This is a genomic window from Cobetia sp. PS-4MA, from assembly GCF_057670765.1.
Window position 1 is genome coordinate 1,946,166 of the sequence record NZ_CM173107.1, and the last position, 16,411, is coordinate 1,962,576.

At 54.4% G+C, this 16,411-nt stretch carries 14 protein-coding genes and 1 pseudogene; 8 read left to right on the top strand and 7 right to left on the bottom strand.

Annotated elements, in window-relative coordinates:
- The first annotated feature begins 141 nt into the window (after window positions 1-141).
- From AC26AR_RS08285 to AC26AR_RS08295, 3 genes are all read left to right on the top strand, one after another.
- Window positions 142-1,566, top strand: coding sequence for an amino acid permease (locus AC26AR_RS08285; RefSeq protein ID WP_488107844.1), 1,425 nt, complete (start codon window positions 142-144; stop codon window positions 1,564-1,566).
- Window positions 1,556-2,563: a homocysteine S-methyltransferase gene (gene mmuM / locus AC26AR_RS08290; protein WP_488107845.1), complete on the top strand. Its 1,008-nt coding sequence runs from the start codon at window positions 1,556-1,558 to the stop codon at window positions 2,561-2,563. The genes AC26AR_RS08285 and mmuM overlap by 11 nt, the downstream gene beginning before the upstream one ends.
- 280 nt (window positions 2,564-2,843) lie before the next feature.
- Window positions 2,844-3,527, top strand: coding sequence for a DsbA family oxidoreductase (locus tag AC26AR_RS08295; protein WP_488107846.1), 684 nt, complete (start codon window positions 2,844-2,846; stop codon window positions 3,525-3,527).
- Window positions 3,528-3,642: 115 nt separating this feature from the next.
- On the opposite strand, the pseudogene AC26AR_RS08300 reads toward AC26AR_RS08295, so the two are convergent.
- Both AC26AR_RS08300 and AC26AR_RS08305 read right to left on the bottom strand, forming a co-directional pair.
- Window positions 3,643-4,436, bottom strand: a pseudogene (locus AC26AR_RS08300) (transposase).
- A 67-nt stretch (window positions 4,437-4,503) separates the two neighbouring features.
- Entirely contained in the window at window positions 4,504-5,712 is a 1,209-nt protein-coding gene (locus tag AC26AR_RS08305; RefSeq protein ID WP_488107847.1) for a sugar porter family MFS transporter, read from the bottom strand.
- Between the two features lie 72 nt (window positions 5,713-5,784).
- Between AC26AR_RS08305 and AC26AR_RS08310 the strand changes: the two genes are divergently transcribed.
- Window positions 5,785-6,920 (top strand): IS3 family transposase gene (locus tag AC26AR_RS08310; RefSeq protein ID WP_488106879.1). Its coding sequence is split into 2 segments (ribosomal slippage): window positions 5,785-6,043 and window positions 6,043-6,920, totalling 1,137 coding nucleotides; the frame shifts between segments, so codons are not numbered across the junction.
- 64 nt (window positions 6,921-6,984) lie between these two features.
- Here the strand turns inward: AC26AR_RS08310 and AC26AR_RS08315 are convergent.
- The 3 genes from AC26AR_RS08315 to AC26AR_RS08325 all read right to left on the bottom strand — a co-directional run bounded on the left by AC26AR_RS08315 (window position 6,985) and on the right by AC26AR_RS08325 (window position 8,934).
- Window positions 6,985-7,239 (bottom strand): MFS transporter, encoded by a 255-nt coding sequence (locus AC26AR_RS08315; protein ID WP_488107848.1) that lies wholly within the window; start codon window positions 7,237-7,239, stop codon window positions 6,985-6,987.
- 82 nt (window positions 7,240-7,321) lie between these two features.
- Window positions 7,322-8,122, bottom strand: a complete 801-nt coding sequence (locus AC26AR_RS08320) for an SDR family NAD(P)-dependent oxidoreductase (protein WP_417536878.1) — start codon at window positions 8,120-8,122, stop codon at window positions 7,322-7,324.
- A gap of 32 nt (window positions 8,123-8,154) precedes the next feature.
- Entirely contained in the window at window positions 8,155-8,934 is a 780-nt protein-coding gene (locus AC26AR_RS08325; RefSeq protein WP_417536877.1) for an SDR family NAD(P)-dependent oxidoreductase, read from the bottom strand.
- 255 nt (window positions 8,935-9,189) lie between these two features.
- Between AC26AR_RS08325 and AC26AR_RS08330 the strand changes: the two genes are divergently transcribed.
- The 4 genes from AC26AR_RS08330 to AC26AR_RS08345 all read left to right on the top strand — a co-directional run bounded on the left by AC26AR_RS08330 (window position 9,190) and on the right by AC26AR_RS08345 (window position 14,169).
- Window positions 9,190-10,191: a LacI family DNA-binding transcriptional regulator gene (locus AC26AR_RS08330; protein WP_417536876.1), complete on the top strand. Its 1,002-nt coding sequence runs from the start codon at window positions 9,190-9,192 to the stop codon at window positions 10,189-10,191.
- A 983-nt stretch (window positions 10,192-11,174) separates the two neighbouring features.
- Window positions 11,175-12,110 carry a pyrimidine-specific ribonucleoside hydrolase RihA gene (gene rihA / locus AC26AR_RS08335; protein ID WP_488107849.1) on the top strand — a complete coding sequence of 312 codons (936 nt, stop codon included), beginning with the start codon at window positions 11,175-11,177 and terminating at the stop codon, window positions 12,108-12,110.
- Between the two features lie 16 nt (window positions 12,111-12,126).
- Window positions 12,127-13,800, top strand: a complete 1,674-nt coding sequence (locus AC26AR_RS08340; protein WP_488107850.1) for a GMC oxidoreductase — start codon at window positions 12,127-12,129, stop codon at window positions 13,798-13,800.
- A gap of 141 nt (window positions 13,801-13,941) precedes the next feature.
- Window positions 13,942-14,169, top strand: coding sequence for a glutaredoxin family protein (locus AC26AR_RS08345; protein WP_479398776.1), 228 nt, complete (start codon window positions 13,942-13,944; stop codon window positions 14,167-14,169).
- Between the two features lie 277 nt (window positions 14,170-14,446).
- Here the strand turns inward: AC26AR_RS08345 and AC26AR_RS08350 are convergent, their stop codons facing one another.
- Window positions 14,447-15,187, bottom strand: a complete 741-nt coding sequence (locus tag AC26AR_RS08350) for a hypothetical protein (RefSeq protein ID WP_488107851.1) — start codon at window positions 15,185-15,187, stop codon at window positions 14,447-14,449.
- 236 nt (window positions 15,188-15,423) lie between these two features.
- Window positions 15,424-16,086, bottom strand: a complete 663-nt coding sequence (locus tag AC26AR_RS08355) for a GntR family transcriptional regulator (protein WP_488107852.1) — start codon at window positions 16,084-16,086, stop codon at window positions 15,424-15,426.
- Window positions 16,087-16,411: the final 325 nt, after the last annotated feature.

The following is a 16,411-nucleotide window of genomic DNA, read 5'->3' on the forward strand; positions in this document are numbered from 1 at the left end:
TGACAACTAATTGATTAAATTATGATATTCGTTGCATTTCTGCGTATTCCCGACCGATTCTCGCCATGCCATACGCCATCGTGAACGACGGCTGCCAGAGAGAGACCTTTCTCATCGGCAGCACCTCGAGTGACCCCTACCATGACTGACAGCAACGCCCACGACTTCAAACGCAGCATGCAGCAGCGCCACCTGGTGATGTTGTCCCTCGGCGGTGTCATCGGCACCGGCCTGTTTCTCAGCTCCGGCTATACCATTCAACAGGCCGGTCCGGCGGGGGCGGTACTCGCCTATCTGATCGGCGGACTGGTGGTCTATCTGGTGATGATGTGTCTCGGCGAGCTTGCCGTGCACCACCCGGAACCCGGCGCCTTCAGTGCCCATGCCACCCGCTATCTTGGTCCGGCCACCGGCTATACCGTCGCCTGGCTCTACTGGTTGACCTGGGCGGTGGCGCTGGGCTCGGAATTCACCGCCTCCGCCGTGTTCATGGGCCGCTGGTTCCCCGGCGTCGAACCGTGGATCTGGTGCGGCATCTTCTCACTGATCGTGTTCGGCATGAACATCGTCTCGGCGCGCTTCTTTGCCGAATCCGAATTCTGGCTGTCGTTGATCAAGGTCGCCGCGGTGATCGTGTTCATCGCCGTGGGCGCCGCCGCCATGTTCGGCTTCACGTCACTTTCGGGCAATACCGAGGCGCCGGGCGTCACGCGCATCCTCCAGGAGGGGGTGTTCGATCACGGCGTGATGCCGATCCTGATGACACTGCTGGCCGTCAGCTTCGCCTTCTCCGGCACCGAACTGATCGGCATCGCCGCCGGCGAAAGCGAGAATCCCGAGAAGAACGTGCCCCTGGCGATCCGCGCCACCCTGTGGCGGCTGATCATCTTCTTCATCGGCACCATCATCGTCATCGCCGCCCTGTTGCCCCAGGACAGCGCCGGTCTCAAGGAGAGCCCCTTCGTGGCGGTCTTCCAGCTCACCGGCATCCCCTACGCGGCGGACATCATGAACTTCGTGATCATCACCGCACTGCTGTCGGCGGCCAATTCCGGTCTCTACGCCGCCTCGCGCATGCTGTGGACCCTGGCGGACCAGAAGACGCTGCCCCGCGTGTTCAGTCGCGTCAATCAGCGCGGCATTCCGGTGCCCGCGCTGCTGATCACCATGCTCGGCGGCCTGCTGTCGCTGCTCTCGAGCGTCTATGCCGAAGACACCCTGTATCTGGCGCTGGTGTCGATTTCCGGGCTTGCCGTGGTGCTGGTGTGGATGGCGATCGCCGCCAGCCAGTTCAGCTTCCGCCGCCAGTGGCTGAAGGCCGGCCACAGCGCCGGCGAGCTGACCTACCGCGCGCCGCTGTACCCCATCGTGCCGATTGCCGCCTTCCTGTTTTGCGCGCTGGCCTGCATCGGCATCGCCTTTGACCCCAACCAGCGCATCGCGCTCTACTTCGGCGTGCCCTTCGTGGCGCTGTGCTATCTGGTCCACTCTCTGACCCATCGCTCGTCTACCGACGCCGCCAATTCCCCGGCTCCGACCCCGCAGGAGGCCCTCGATGCCCGCTGAAGCCACCCGCAATCCGCTGAGCGCCATCACCGCCCAGCAGCCCTTCCTGATCGTCGATGGCGCCCTGGCCACCGAGCTTGAGCGTGCCGGATTCGATCTCAACGACTCGCTGTGGTCGGCCCGGGTGCTGGCCGATCAGCCGCAGGCGATTGTCGATGTGCACCGCGCCTACTTCGAGGCCGGTGCCGATGTCGCCACCACCGCCAGCTATCAGGCCACGCTCGAGGGCCTGATGGCGCGCAGCCTGAGCGAGACCCAGGCCAGCGCGCTGATCCAGCGATCTGTCACCCTGGCCGCCCAGGCCCGCAGCGAGTACCTCGCCGCGCACCCGGAGCGCCTGGACTGCCCGCCGCTGGTCGCGGCCTCGGTCGGCCCCTATGGCGCATATCTCGCCGATGGCAGCGAATACCGTGGCGGCTACGCGCTGGACCGCGCCGGCCTGCGCGACTTCCACCGTGCCCGCCTCGCCACGCTACTCGATGCCAAACCGGACGTGCTAGCCGTCGAGACGCTGCCGTGTGCCGAGGAAGCCCAGGCCGTGTGTGACCTCCTGCGCGATGACTTCCCCACGGCGCGTGCCTGGATCGCCTTCAGCGCGCGCAACGCCACCGAATTGAGCGACGGCACGCCGATCCGAGAGGCTGTGCGTGCCATCGCTGACTGCGAGCAGGTGGTCGCCATCGGCGTCAACTGCACCGCGCTTGAGCACATTGAATCGCTGGTGCGCGAGATTCGCGGCGAGACGGACAAGGACATCGTCATCTACCCGAACTCCGGCGAGGTCTATGACCCGGTCACCAAGACCTGGTCTGCCGCCTGCGCCGTCTCGGTTGAGTCTGATGGCGACGGCTCTGAGCACGGCTATGAACACGATCATGACCTCGCCGGCTGGACACCGCGCTGGCTGGCCGCAGGCGCCACGGCCATCGGTGGCTGCTGCCGCACCGGCCCGGACGATATCCGCGCGCTGGCGGATCTGCGCAAGGCGCTGAGTTGATTGAGTTGCTGAGTCCGGTGCAGTGAATACGCAGCACTGAACTCCAAGCACTGAGCTCCAAGCGCTGAACTCCAAGTACTGAATTATTAGCGCTGTACACGAACGCCCTGCCCGGTCATGACACATGATCGGACAGGGCGTTTTCGGTAGCGTCCCAGGCCCAAAATCTCTAGGATGGCAGGACACTGATGAGCGATTGCTCAAAATCATTCCGACGTGCTCTCACAGCGGCCTTCAAGCTGCAATGAGGAGCGCGTGAGATATCAGCAGGAGAATCCCCATGTCACAGCTCGATATCCAGGTCGCCTACGACGTGGTCTGCCCCTGGTGCTGGATCGGCAAGCGCCATCTTGACGAGGCCATCGCGCAACTCGACTTCAAGGATGAGGTGCGCGTCAGCTACCTGCCCTTCCAGCTCAATTCGTGGGTGCCACGTGAAGGCATGGCGCGCGCCGACTACCGCGCACAGAAGTTCGGCAGTGTCGAGCGTGGCGCGGAACTGGATGCCCAGGTGGCCCAGTCTGGCGCGCAGAGCGGCGTCACCTTCCGCCACGCCCTGATGGAGCGCACGCCCAACTCCACCGATGCCCAACGCATCGTCTGGCGCCAGCAGTCCGCGGGCCTGGTGGAGCGCCCGTTGCTGGAAGCGCTGTTCACCGCCTACTTCCACGATGGCAAGGACGTGGGAGACCGTCAGGTACTGGCCCAGATCGCAAGCCTGCACGATGAGAATCTGAGCGTCGAACAGGCGCTGGCCTTTCTTGAATCCGGCGCGGGCGAGCAGGAAGTCGCGGTCCAGCAGGAAGCACTACGCAACGCCGGTATCCAGTCGGTGCCCAGCACCATCGTCGGTCAGTACTACGTGCCCGGCGCTCAGCCGGTGGAAGTGCTGGTGCAGATGTTAACCGAGGCCCAAGAGGCCGCCGATAAATCCAGCTCTAAGCTATTAAAGCGTTCAAAATGATACTTCAACCGAATCAGCGCTCACTTTCTGACCTATTTCCCTACCAGCAGAGTTATTAGATTGATGAAGCAGGCTCAAAGAGCACTGTCCCAGTCAGTCAACTCATGATTCGCATCTATGCACCAGTACCAAATTGGCCAGCCCCTGGAGCAAGGTGGGTGGGCGGCCCTGCTCCCATGGTATCCAGGTCACCTGAGTATTCTCTCAGATACACCTGCGCCGGTGTCCGATAGCCGAGCAGTTTTCGAGCGCGGTCGTTCAGCTTATCGTCCCCTTATTGTAGCTCTGCATTGCTGACCTATCGGAAATCCGTTCCTTCGGGAATACTGCCAGGTCAGGCCATTAGTGTTCTCATTTGTATAACTCTGCGCGGAGCAATGAGGATCACAAAAGTACATCGCCTCCGTCACGGCCTTGGCCACCGCTTCGTTGCCGGCAAATTCCTAGCCATTGCCCTGTGATGATCTGGACCGCTAGCCGACGCGGCTTCAACAAGCGGATCATGGCCGCTTGCGTCAACTCGGCCATGATCCTAGGTAGTCATGCTGCCAAAGATCACCATCCCGCGTCTTGTCGTTCCGGATCAAGGAGTCGATCCATTGATGACTAACACTAACGCCGGCCAAGGGCGCTATGCAGGCACTGATTTGCTGTAGGCTCAACTCCTCACGCATCCGGCCGGCAACGACGATCATCATACTCGGCAGGCGCTTTTGTCCACTTGGTGGCAGCACGGTGCCGGTGAACACAGAGGGTCTGGGTCATCGGCTGTGGCGTTGCGTTGAATCTCACAGCCGTCGTACTGCTGTGGAGGCACAGCCCCCCTGCCGATCTGACGCTGGCTCATGTCCAAGTCATAGCGGACGTGAATCTGGTATCGTTGGTTTGGGCCAGCTATCGATATCCCATGCTTTGCTTTGCTTTGCTTCGCTTTGGTCAGTCAACCGAGAAGATAGCGGCACTATCTCAAGACGGTTTACCGAGCTTTAATTGGCATATGATATTCGGAAACTTGGAGAACTTGAGTATCTTCCATATCTTCAAGTTGACATCGATTGGTTTCGCGTACTGCAATATAGACGAAAATCCCAGAAAGACCTGCAAATCCAGCATACATGCCATAAGCATATTGAAGACCTACTTCAGCCAGTAGCGGAAATGACATACTTACCACAAAATTTGCCAACCACTGCATTGCAGCCCCTAATCCAAGAGCCATGGCGCGAATTCGATTCGAAAACATCTCAGCTAGCAATACCCATACGGCAGGCCCCCAGCTCGCACCGAAGCCAATGATGAAAAAATTTGCAGCGACCAACGCAATTGCTCCCCAAGGTGAAGGTAGAGTTAATTCACCATCGACGTGTGCAGCTTGAGCGAAAGCTATAGCCATGCAAGTCAATGACAAAAACATTATGGCTGATCCTATCATCAGGAGTTTTTTTCGGCCAATGTGATCAATCAGACTGATTGCAATAAGAGTAGCAAAAATATTAGTGGTGGCCATGAACACAGAAATCAAAAAAGAATCAGACTCTTGGAATCCTACAGAACGCCATAGAGTAGTTGAATAATAAAATATGACGTTTATACCTACAAATTGCTGAAATACTGAAAGAAGTATACCAACCCACACAATAGGTATAAAAATGTATCTAGAATCTTTGATATCACGCCACGATGCAGGAGTGTGCTGTTGTATAGTGGACCGTATAGCAGCAATTTTATCTTGGTTGGCCTTAGCATCACTAATCCCGACAATACTGGAGAGAATTTGGCTAGCTTCCGATATACGATTTTTGCTAACTAGGTAACGTGGTGATTCCGGAAGCATTAGTGCCAATCCACCATAAAGCAATGCTGGGACTAGCTCTGAAAGGAACATCCACCGCCATGCCGCCAGTCCTAACCAGCCAGTGGCATTAGCCCCACCAGTTAACTCGACAATCAATGCACTCACCAGTAAAGCCAAAAAAATACCTATCACAATTGCTAATAACTGTAGTGTTCCGAGTCTTCCTCGCAAATTGGCAGGCGAGACCTCTACAATATAAGCAGGGGCAATCACTGAAGCTACTCCTACACCAATACCGCCGATAAAGCGCCATAGAATTAGATCCCAGACATAAAACGCAATCCCGGAACCCAAGGCGCTTACTGAAAGCAGAATAGCAGCTACAACCATAGTCTTTGAAGTGGTCCCCGGAATTCGGACCAGGCGCTAAGCTCTGATCAGACCGACCAGGAGAGCTTGATCATGAGCAGGAAACGTCGACAGTACAGCAGTGAGTTCAAAGCCAAGGTAGCCCTCGCCGCCCTCAAGGGAGAGCAGACCACGTCGGAGATCGCGGCCCGCTTCGAGATCCACCCCACCATGGTGAGTCAGTGGAAACGCGAACTGCTGGACAACGCCACCGGCGTCTTCGAGAGCAAGAGTTCCGGTAAAACCGCTCAGAAGACCCAGGAGGAGATCGATACGCTCTACCGCGAGATCGGCAAGCTGACGGTGGAACGGGATTTTTTGTCACGCGGGCTCGGTCGTTGAGCCGGGCCCAGCGCGTGGCACTGGTCGAGCCGCAGGCGCCCGACATCAGCCTCCGGCGTCAGTGCCAGCTACTCGGTATCAGTCGCTCCTCAATGTACTATCAGCGCAAGGCGCTAGGGGCCTATGACCTGGAGTTAATGCGTCTGATCGACGCGGAGCATCTGCGCACACCGGTCTATGGCTCACGACGGATGTCAGCCCATCTCAATCGCCAGGGATACGCGGTGAACCGCAAGCGCGTTCAGCGATTGATGCGCGAGATGGGCCTACAGGCTATTTATCCAAAGCCATGCACCAGCCGGCCGGGCATGGGGCATCGGATCTATCCTTACTTGCTGCGGGGGCGGGTCATCGACCGCCCCAATCAAGTGTGGGCGACCGATATCACATACATTCCCTTGGCGCGCGGGTTCATGTACCTGGTGGCCATCATGGACTGGCACAGCCGTCGCGTGCTGGCCTGGCGGGTCTCCAACACCCTGGATACGGACTTCTGTATCGATGCTTTGGAGGAAGCCTTGGCGCGCTATGGAAAGCCCGAGATATTCAATACAGATCAAGGCTGTCAGTTTACCAGCCAGGCGTTCACCGAAGTGCTGGAAGCCCATGATGTCCGGATAAGCATGGATGGCAAGGGATGCTATCAGGACAACATTTTCGTGGAACGACTCTGGCGCAGCGTGAAGTACGAGTGCGTTTACCTGAAGGCTTTCGAGAGTGGCGCCCACTTGCGAAGGGATCTGAAGTGTTACTTCGCTTGGTACAACACGGAGCGGCCCCACCAAGGGCTGGACGATGCTACACCTGATGAAGTGTACTTCTCTCAACCACTGACCCAGGCGGCCTGACGCCGATGATGACCTGATCCGAGCTTAGACGACCCGTCAGGTGGTCCAAAGGATGGGGTCCACTTCACTTGATTCGTCCCCAACGATGGGAACAGGCTCCGCCATACCACGCACCCACCATTGCTCCTAATAAAGCAATAGAAACGGTAAAACCAAGTATGCTAGGACTAAGAGAAAACGTTTCTTGAACGGCATCTACAGTGCCATTTATAATGGAGCTATCAAAACCAAACAGAAAGCCACCCATGGCGGCTGTCATAGTGATCGCCATCAAACGAAATGAAAAAACACCATCATTCTTCTGTGAAATAGGCTGCATGCAGACTCCTTCCGGTGATGTAACATCACAATTACACCACCGGATTGGCGAACTCATTCTATTATAATCAGCAAGATGCGGATTAATTAATCCCACCCGAGATATGAATATTTACACCAGTGATATAACTTGCATCATCACTAAATAAATATGAGACCGCTCCAGCTATCTCCTCGACCGTCCCGTAACGTCTCATCGGGACGCTTGCTATCATCTGTCGCGCAACTTCGTCCGGATCGTTGGCGTAATACTGAGAGTCAACCTCCGCCTGCAGCTTCACTTGTCGATCCCACATGAAACCAGGTCCAACAAAAGCAGGGCTAATCGCATTTACGCGAATACCATACGGCGCCAAATCTTTAGAAGCGGTTTCGGTTAACCCTACAACCGAAAATTTAGATGCTGAATAGGCCGCCATATTAGGAGGGCCCTGTACACCTGCCATGCTGGCCGTGTTAACGATACTACCATGCTGACGATCAACCATATGCGCCGAGACTAGTCTCAATACATTGAATGCCCCTACGACATTAATATTGATGACTTTATTAAACTCTTCATCCGACTGTTTGTGAATGGGGAGAAATTCGCCTTGGTATCCAGCATTATTAAAGAGCATTTCGATGCTTCCAAATCGCTCCAATATTTCTTTGAGTGTTTTCTCAAGAGCAGTGACATTCGTAATATCGCACAAGTAACTTTCGGCTGTCGCATTAATTTCTAAAAGCGTATCTAAAGCGAGCGATAGCTTTCTTGTATCAATATCTAAAAGTGCAATCGCAGCACCCTCTCGAGCTAAGCGTTTTGCAATGGCTAGCCCTATGTCTCCTCCACCACCAGTAATCAAGACTGTATGCCCTTCAAATCTTTTAGAAATATTCATCCTTGAATTACTCCAATTAACTAATCGTTAATTCAGTACAGTGTGTAACCACCATCCAACACTACAACTTCACCTGTCATGAAGCTCGAGGCTTCACTAGAAAGATATACTGCCATAGGCCCAAGCTCTTCTGGATCACCAGCACGCTTCATTGGCGCGTCTTCGATCCAATGCTGTTTGAACTCAGGACGATCAATAGGCGACATATCGGTACGTATATAGCCTGGTGCTATTGCATTCACACGGACCCCCTGTCCAGCCCACTCTGCTGCCAAAGAACGGGTTAATTGATGAACAGCGGCTTTAGAAGCATTGTAAGCAGGCTGCATTTGTGGCCGGTTCACGATCATTCCGGACATCGAACCTATATTAACGATACTGCCATGTCCTTGGGTCAGCATCTTCCGACCTACGATCTGCGAACAGAACCAGACGCCATTGACGTTGACATTCATCACTTCAAGGAAACGAGCTGGAGACACTTCGATGGCAGGTTCGTGATAGCAGATACCTGCGTTATTGATCAGAATATCGATAGGTCTATTTAATCCCTCTACGGCATCCTCAACACTTGTTGGGTCCGTCACATCCATATAGATAGAGATGGCATCGTGCCCTGCCTGTTCCAATTCTTCTACTACGGTCTTATTGCGTTCTGTATCCCGTGCCGCGATGACCACGTGTGCTCCCGCTTCGGCCAAAGCCCAAGCAAGCGCTTTGCCGATACCACGATTACCGCCCGTTACGATGGCAGTCTTTCCCGTCAGATCAAAACGGTGCATCACAGAAGTGTGAGTTGCTTTGCAAGCCATGTGGTTCCCCTTTTCAATGCTTGGCCTATGCCAGCTTTCTCAAAGTGAGGCCCTAGTGAGCAATGCGCTCTGGGACTCTGACAACAAGCTTTGCATGCCATTGCATAGCTATGCAAGCAAAAATACATGGGTAGCATAAAATTCAGGGGCGCAGCACTTAGGGTAAATCTCATGGGTACAGCAAGCGCGAAATATAGCGTGGAGTGCTCCCACGTGATATACCATGCGCACTTACGTCTTCAGTCAGAGAATCTTATGGTCAAGTCTAACCACCGATACCCTACCTCAACAGACGTTGCCCGCTTAGCGGGGGTATCTCAGTCAGCGGTATCGCGAACCTTCACGCGTGATGCCAGTATTTCCACAGCACTACGTGAAAAAGTGCTGGCGGCTGCCAGTGAATTGGGATATCGGCCGAATGCCTTGCCAGGCATCATGCAGGGACAACGTTCTCACATGGTCGCAATTGTAATAGGTGGAATGTATAACCCATTTTATGCACAGGTATTGGATTTTCTCACGAGAAAATTGCAATCTAAAGGACAACAGGTTTTGCTATCTCGTGTCGAAAGCGACCATGCCCTAGATGGTGCAATTGACCAAATCGCGCGCTATCGTGTAGACGCGGTTGTAAGTGCACTAGCTGTAATAACCGACGAAACGGCACAAAAGTTTTCCGCCGCACGTATCCCTGTTGTCGCATTCAATAACCACACGAAAGCTTCATGGGTAAATTCGATTAATTCAGACAATGTGTCCGCTGGACGCCATGCGGCTGATCTTTTCATAGATAAAGGATTATCTAGTCTAGGTTTCATACATGGCCCTCAGGCAAGCCCCGCTGAAATAGAGCGATTTCAAGGGTTTACTCAGCGACTAATCGAGTGTGGCATGCCTGCCCCTCTCGAATCTACCGGGGATTACAGTTATTCGGGCGGTCAAGATGCGCTTAGACATATGTGGAAAAACAAAAAAAAACCTACTGGCATATTTTGTGCAAATGATCTTATGGCTCTGGGTGCGATGGATATACTTCGCCATGAACTGAAACTCTCTGTTCCTGAAGACGTCAGTATCATTGGCTATGACAATATTGATATATCATCTTGGCTTGGTTATCGACTGACGAGTTTTGATCAAGATATCGAATCGATGACGTCGCGAGCAGTTGAGCTTATACTGAATAATGATCTCGACAGAGATAGTTCCATCATCACCATCACCCCGACACTAATTAAAAGGGAATCTACTGGATAATGATAACACCACATTTCTTATATAACATAACACTCTAAATATTAAGATAAAAACCTCGAAATATAACATAGATTTGACTTTATTCGACATGCGCTCGATGGGCGCTGTTGATCAGGTAAATTTTTGCAATGAAATTGCTTTCATTGCGACCCCAAAAAGCATGAACTGGCCTCTTTAAAGAAAAATTTATTTCTCCCACGAATGTTAATTAAACCTATGTGTTAGCGCATCACAACTTGGTTTTTGACGCTTAAAAATGCTGAGTGCATTTATCGTCGACTATCGAAGCATTGCTCGTCCACTTCCTCAAGCATCGCATTATTATAATTCGTGGCGCGGCTCCCATATTTTCGACGCGCTGCGAATCTACCTAGGCTTATCATTGATGATACATGCCTTGGCGATAGTCCCTGGTTCAGCCACCTGCTCCTGGTGAGCGACTAGCCAGACCTCCTCAGTATTCAGCCTACATTTTGATACATGATGTACCACCGCCGCATCTCGCTGACCAGCGGCATAGCAGTAGTGCTGGAAGAAATTCAAGTGCCGCTAGACATGTCAGATAAATCATATGCTGGACTGGGGCAGAGCCTCCCGCGATCGGATTACACGTAAAGATCGATACGGTCAGGGGACGAAGTGGTATCCAGTGCTGGTTCTTAAATTTCCAAGGTGCCGTCAAGCCCAAGCCAAGAGCCAGAACTACACTAACATCCATGCCAATTCCACAGCCTGATCGGGCAATATATCTTGGACCATTTCAGAGCACTAATTCCATACCTGATGACGACGAATCATAGAATACTAGCAAGCTTTAGCTCTGATCAGTCGCCTGCGAACCGCCCAGTCACATATCGTATGTTATGAGCTACCAGACGACACGCCCTTCGTAAGGATGGCGTGTCGTTTTGCGTTCAGGCATAAAGGAAAGGCTGATTGAGGCAAGTCACGACGACAATACGACTCACCACAAGGACTGCTGAATGCCGCGCCCCATCATTCTCGATTGTGATCCCGGCCACGACGATGCCATCTCGCTGATTCTGGCCCTGAGTTCAGACGCGCTCGACGTACTGGCCGTCACCACCAGCGCCGGCAATCAGACGCCTGACAAGACTCTCAACAACGCGCTGCGGGTCCTCACCCTGCTGGGGCGGCATGACATTCCGGTCGCCGGTGGTGCGCCCAAGCCGCTGGCGCGTGAGCTGATCATCGCCGACAACGTGCATGGCGAAAGTGGCCTGGATGGCCCCAAGCTGCCGGACCCCGCCTTCACCCCCGTCACCCAGAGCGCCATCGAGTTGATGGCCGAGAAGGTCCGTGCCTGTGAGCAGAAGGTCACGCTGGTGCCCTCCGGCCCGTTGACCAATATCGCGCTGTTTCTCTCAGCCCATCCGGAGCTTCACCACAAGATCGACAGCATCGTGCTGATGGGGGGCGCGGCAGGTGTCGGCAACTGGACCCCCGCCGCCGAGTTCAACATCTTCGTCGACCCCGAAGCCGCCGACATGGTGTTCAAGTCCGGCCTGCCCATCGTGATGTGCGGGCTGGATGTCACCCATCAGGCGCAGATCATGGATGAGGACATCGAGCGGATTCGCGCCATCGACAATCCCGTTGCGCAGTGTGTCGCCGAGCTGCTCGACTTCTTCATGATCTACCACCGTGACCCCAAGTGGGGCTTCAGCGGTGCGCCATTGCATGACCCCTGCACCATCGCCTGGCTGCTGAAGCCTGAGCTGTTCACCGCTGTCGAGTGCTGGGTCGGGGTCGAGACACAGAGCGAGCATACCCAGGGCATGACGGTGGTCGACCGTTACCAGCTCACCGGCAAGCCACACAACGCCAGGGTGCTGTTCGATATCGACCGCGAGGGTTTCGTTGACCTGATCGCGCAACAGCTCAAGCACTATCAATGACTACCGATGACTATCGATGACTACCGCTGATCGCCACGCCAGTGCCACTGCGCCACAAGAGCACGAGCACGACCACGACTACCTGATCGTGGGCTCGGGCTTTGGCGGCTCGGTGTGCGCGCATCGCCTGACCGAGAAAGGTTATCGCGTGGCGGTCATGGAACAGGGCAAGCGCTGGACGCCGGACAACATGCCGCGCTCCAACTGGCGTCTGAGTCGTTGGCTGTGGCGGCCGATGCTGGGCCTGCGCGGCTTCTTCACCATGAGCTTCTTCCGTCACGTCATCGTGCTGCATGGCAACGCGGTGGGCGGCGGCTCCATCACCTATGCGCAGACACTGCTGGTGCCGCCTGCCAAGATCTGGGACAACGGTCAGTGGGCGGGACTCAATGACTGGCATGCGGTGATGCCTGAGCATTACGCCACGGCGCAGAAGATGCTCGGCGTGACGACCAATCGAATCATCGCGCCGGCGGATGACGCCCTGAAACGCATGGCGGAAGTCGCCGGCTGCGAGGACACTTGGTACCCCACCGAGGTCGGCATCTTCTTCGGCCCCGAGGGCGAAAGCGGCACGCCCGCCGCCGGTAGCCCCCATCCAGACCCCTACTTTGCTGGCGAAGGGCCTGAACGAAAAAGCTGCATCGGCTGTGGCGGCTGCATGATGGGTTGCCGTCATGGCGCCAAGAACACACTCGACAGAAACTATCTGTATCTGGCCGAGAAGCACGGTGCCCAGGTGCACGCCGAGACCAAGGTGATCGATGTCGTGCCGCTCAATGGCAAGACGGATGGTGCCGATGGCTATGCGGTGACGACGGTGCCCTCCACTTTCGCCGGGCTCTATCTTGGCCTGGGCAAGCGCCGTGTCACCTGTCAGTCCATCGTCTTCGCTGGCTCGTCGCTCGGCACCCAGGAGTTGCTGTTCCGCCTCAAGGACAAGGGCTCATTGCCGAACCTCTCGGATGCGCTGGGCAAGCGGGTGCGCACCAATGCGGAGTCCTTGATCAGCTGCCGCATGCCGGGCAGTCGCGATGACATGTCCAAGGGCATCGCCATCGGCTCCGGCATCCATATCGATGAGCACACCCATATCGAAGCCACACGCTATCCGGCGGGCTCCGATTTCATGGGGCTGCTGTTCACCGCGATGGCCAGGGGCAAGCCCGGCTGGACACGCCCTTTTTCCTGGCTGAGCGCGATGGCGAAGCTCTTCCTCGCCAATCCACTGCGCGCGCTGAGATTCCAGCTGCCGTGGGGCTTCGCGAAGGAGACCATCATCTTCCTGTGCATGCAGACGGCAGAGGGCCACCTCGACATGACGCTCAAACGCCTGTGGTACTGGCCATTTCGCAAGGCGCTGGTCACCGAGGGCAAGCACATTTCCACCTTCATCCCCGAGGCGAATGACTTCGTCACGCGTGGCGCCAAGGCCATCGGCGCCATCCCCGGCAGCAGCATCCCCGAGATCCTCTTAAACATCCCCACCACGGCGCACTGCATGGGCGGCGCGGCCATGGCGGCCTCCCCCGAGGAAGGCGTCTGCGATGGCCAGAATCGCGTCTTCCATTACCGCAACATGCTGATCTGTGACAGCTCGATGCTCGCCGCCAACCTGGGCGTCAATCCCAGCCTGACCATCACCGCCCTGGCGGAACATGCGATGAGCCATATCCCGCGCAAGGGCTGATTTTCAGGGGGCGCAATGTGGGAATTGCTGGTGCAGGAAGTTCTGGTGTAGAGAGAAAGCGACGGCTGGTATCATTGCCCACCTGCATCCTCAGGCTGGGTGCGTGCAACGCGCGGGATCGATCAACACGGGAGCACAGCAATGAAACGGGTGTCACTCTTCAGCATGGCCAACTGCCCGCACTGCAAGACAGCCAAGCAGTATCTCGAGCAGCAGAAGATCGGCTTCCGCCTGGTGGATGTCCGCTCCCCCGCGGGCCAGAAGGAATTCGCCAAGACCGGCTTTCGCAGCGTGCCCGTCCTGAAGATTGGCGATCAGTACTTGAAGGGGTTCAGCGTCAAGGGCTTCAATCAGTTGTATAAGGGTTGAGCTTGCTACACTCAGTTTCTCTGAATATTCTAGACATTATTTACTCATTGACTGGCGCGGATATTACACACTGATGTGTGTATAATACTCGCACCTTCATATCTATTCTAGAATACACACCCCTGATAAAAACTGTTCCCAATCAATAGAGCCCAGATGACAGAGTAGGGGTATAACCCACTAATCAAAACCACAATGTAGCCAGGCTCTAGTTTACTACTACCGATAGACCACTAAATAGCCTAACTCCAGTAATAAAACATCCTCTGTCACACTATTACAAGCCGGGGTAAGCTTCAGATAGATATTTTTTAACCATGTTCGTGACAAAGCGATAACCACCTGAAATAGTCATATGGTCAGAGTTATTATCTTTAACTTTCATTTTGAATCCATGCCTAGAATCGAAACCTGACAAAGAAAAATTATTAGCAGTATTATGGAAAGCACTCCGTAAATCTTTATTGGTGCTTAGCTCAATATTTTTGTGCTTAGCAAAAGATTCTACAGCCTCCTTAAGCTTATATAGAGTGGTCCAATCCATATTCATGTCAAGATATTTCAGGAAAAAATATACATCTTCATTATTTGCAGCCAACCGAACTAGCTTAAACTTAGTATTTGAAGATCGGCATTCTTGATCCTCCCTATCAATTACTTCTTGAGAAACACTCGGATTACCAAGAAGAGCAGCCATGTTTTCTTTCTCAACATAGCGAACTTCTGAATTATTATACAACACCTTATGTATAGAGGCCTTCCTATAATCTTTATTAAATAACACAGATGCGCCATTAAATAAACCTAGCAACTCATAACCAATCTGCCATACCACATGTGGGTCTTCTTCACCCTCACAATAAAGAGTATTCATTCTAAAGTCATGATTTGGACTATCATTCCAATGATCCACACCACCATAGATGTTGAAAAACATCGAACCTGGTTGCTGTGAAAGCTCTCGGAGCTCTTGCACATCACCATTCAACATAAACTCCCAATCTGTAGCCTTGCTCATAAATCATCCTTGTACAAAATATTATTAAGACTCGAAACAAAAGTAATAACAACTTTATAAAATTGCAAGAAAGACATATACTGAATCGAGTAAGCAGAAAGGATTAGAGAAGCAATTGCGCACCATGAAATCTACACGCAATAACACACTATTGAAAACATACCAACTCATTAGGCGATAGCGAATAACAATCTCAATAGGCAGAGCAATAGAAATAGACTAGCTTTATTTATGACTCACGAAGCATGTAATCGCTCAATATTCGCCACTAGATCGGTAAATCTCTCCCCCTGAATATGCACGTGATCCTTCAGTGCCTGCTCTGCAGCAGCGGCGTCGCCGGCTTCAATCGCGGCGACGATGGCTTCGTGCTCGGCGTAGGAGCTGTGCATGCGGTGGCGGACGTGAAGTTGCAGGCGGCGGTAAGGCTTGAGGATGGCGTGCAGGCGCGTGGCTTCTTCGGTGAGGAAGGCATTGTGGCTGGCGCGGTAGAGACAGTGATGAAAGAGGCCGTTCTCGTAGTAGTAGCCATTGGCGTCGTCGGCTTCCAGGCGTTCACGGCAGGCGGCGTGGGCGTCCTTGAGTTCCGAAAGCTCCTGCATAGTGATGCGCCGCGCGGCGAGTCGGCCGCACATGGCTTCCAGTTCTGCCATGACTTCAAAGCGTTCCACCAGCTCCAAGACGCCCAGCTGCGTCACGAAGGTGCCGCGCTTGGGCACCACCTTCACCATGCCGGAGGCGGCGAGCTGCTGCAGCGCCTCGCGGATCGGCGTGCGGGAGCACTGATACTCGCGGCCCAGCGCTTCGGGGTCGAGCTTGGTGCCCGGCGGGAAGCGCCCTTCGACGATGGCATCTTCCAGCAGGTCTCGCAGGCGTTGCGCATGAGACATCTTGATCATCATCGTCGTCCTTGTACTGTGGCCTGACGGCGCTTCTCTCGAAAGCGGCCCTTGAATCCCTGTGAGCCTGAGCGCTGGAACACTGAAGAGCCTGAGAGCTCGAGAGCCTGCAAGCTCGAGCGCGATGGCCTCGTCATTGCGATGATGCTTGATGAGCCGTCATTGATTCACCGCAACCCCGCCCAGCACCACGCCGTTCTCACAGCATTCTGCCTTCGCTCTCCTGCCTTCATTGAACAGGGAAGTGGCCGTGCAGGAAACTGACTTTAGTCTAGTCATGCATGGGATTCCTTGACGCTACCACACGATGCGCCTATCTGTTGTA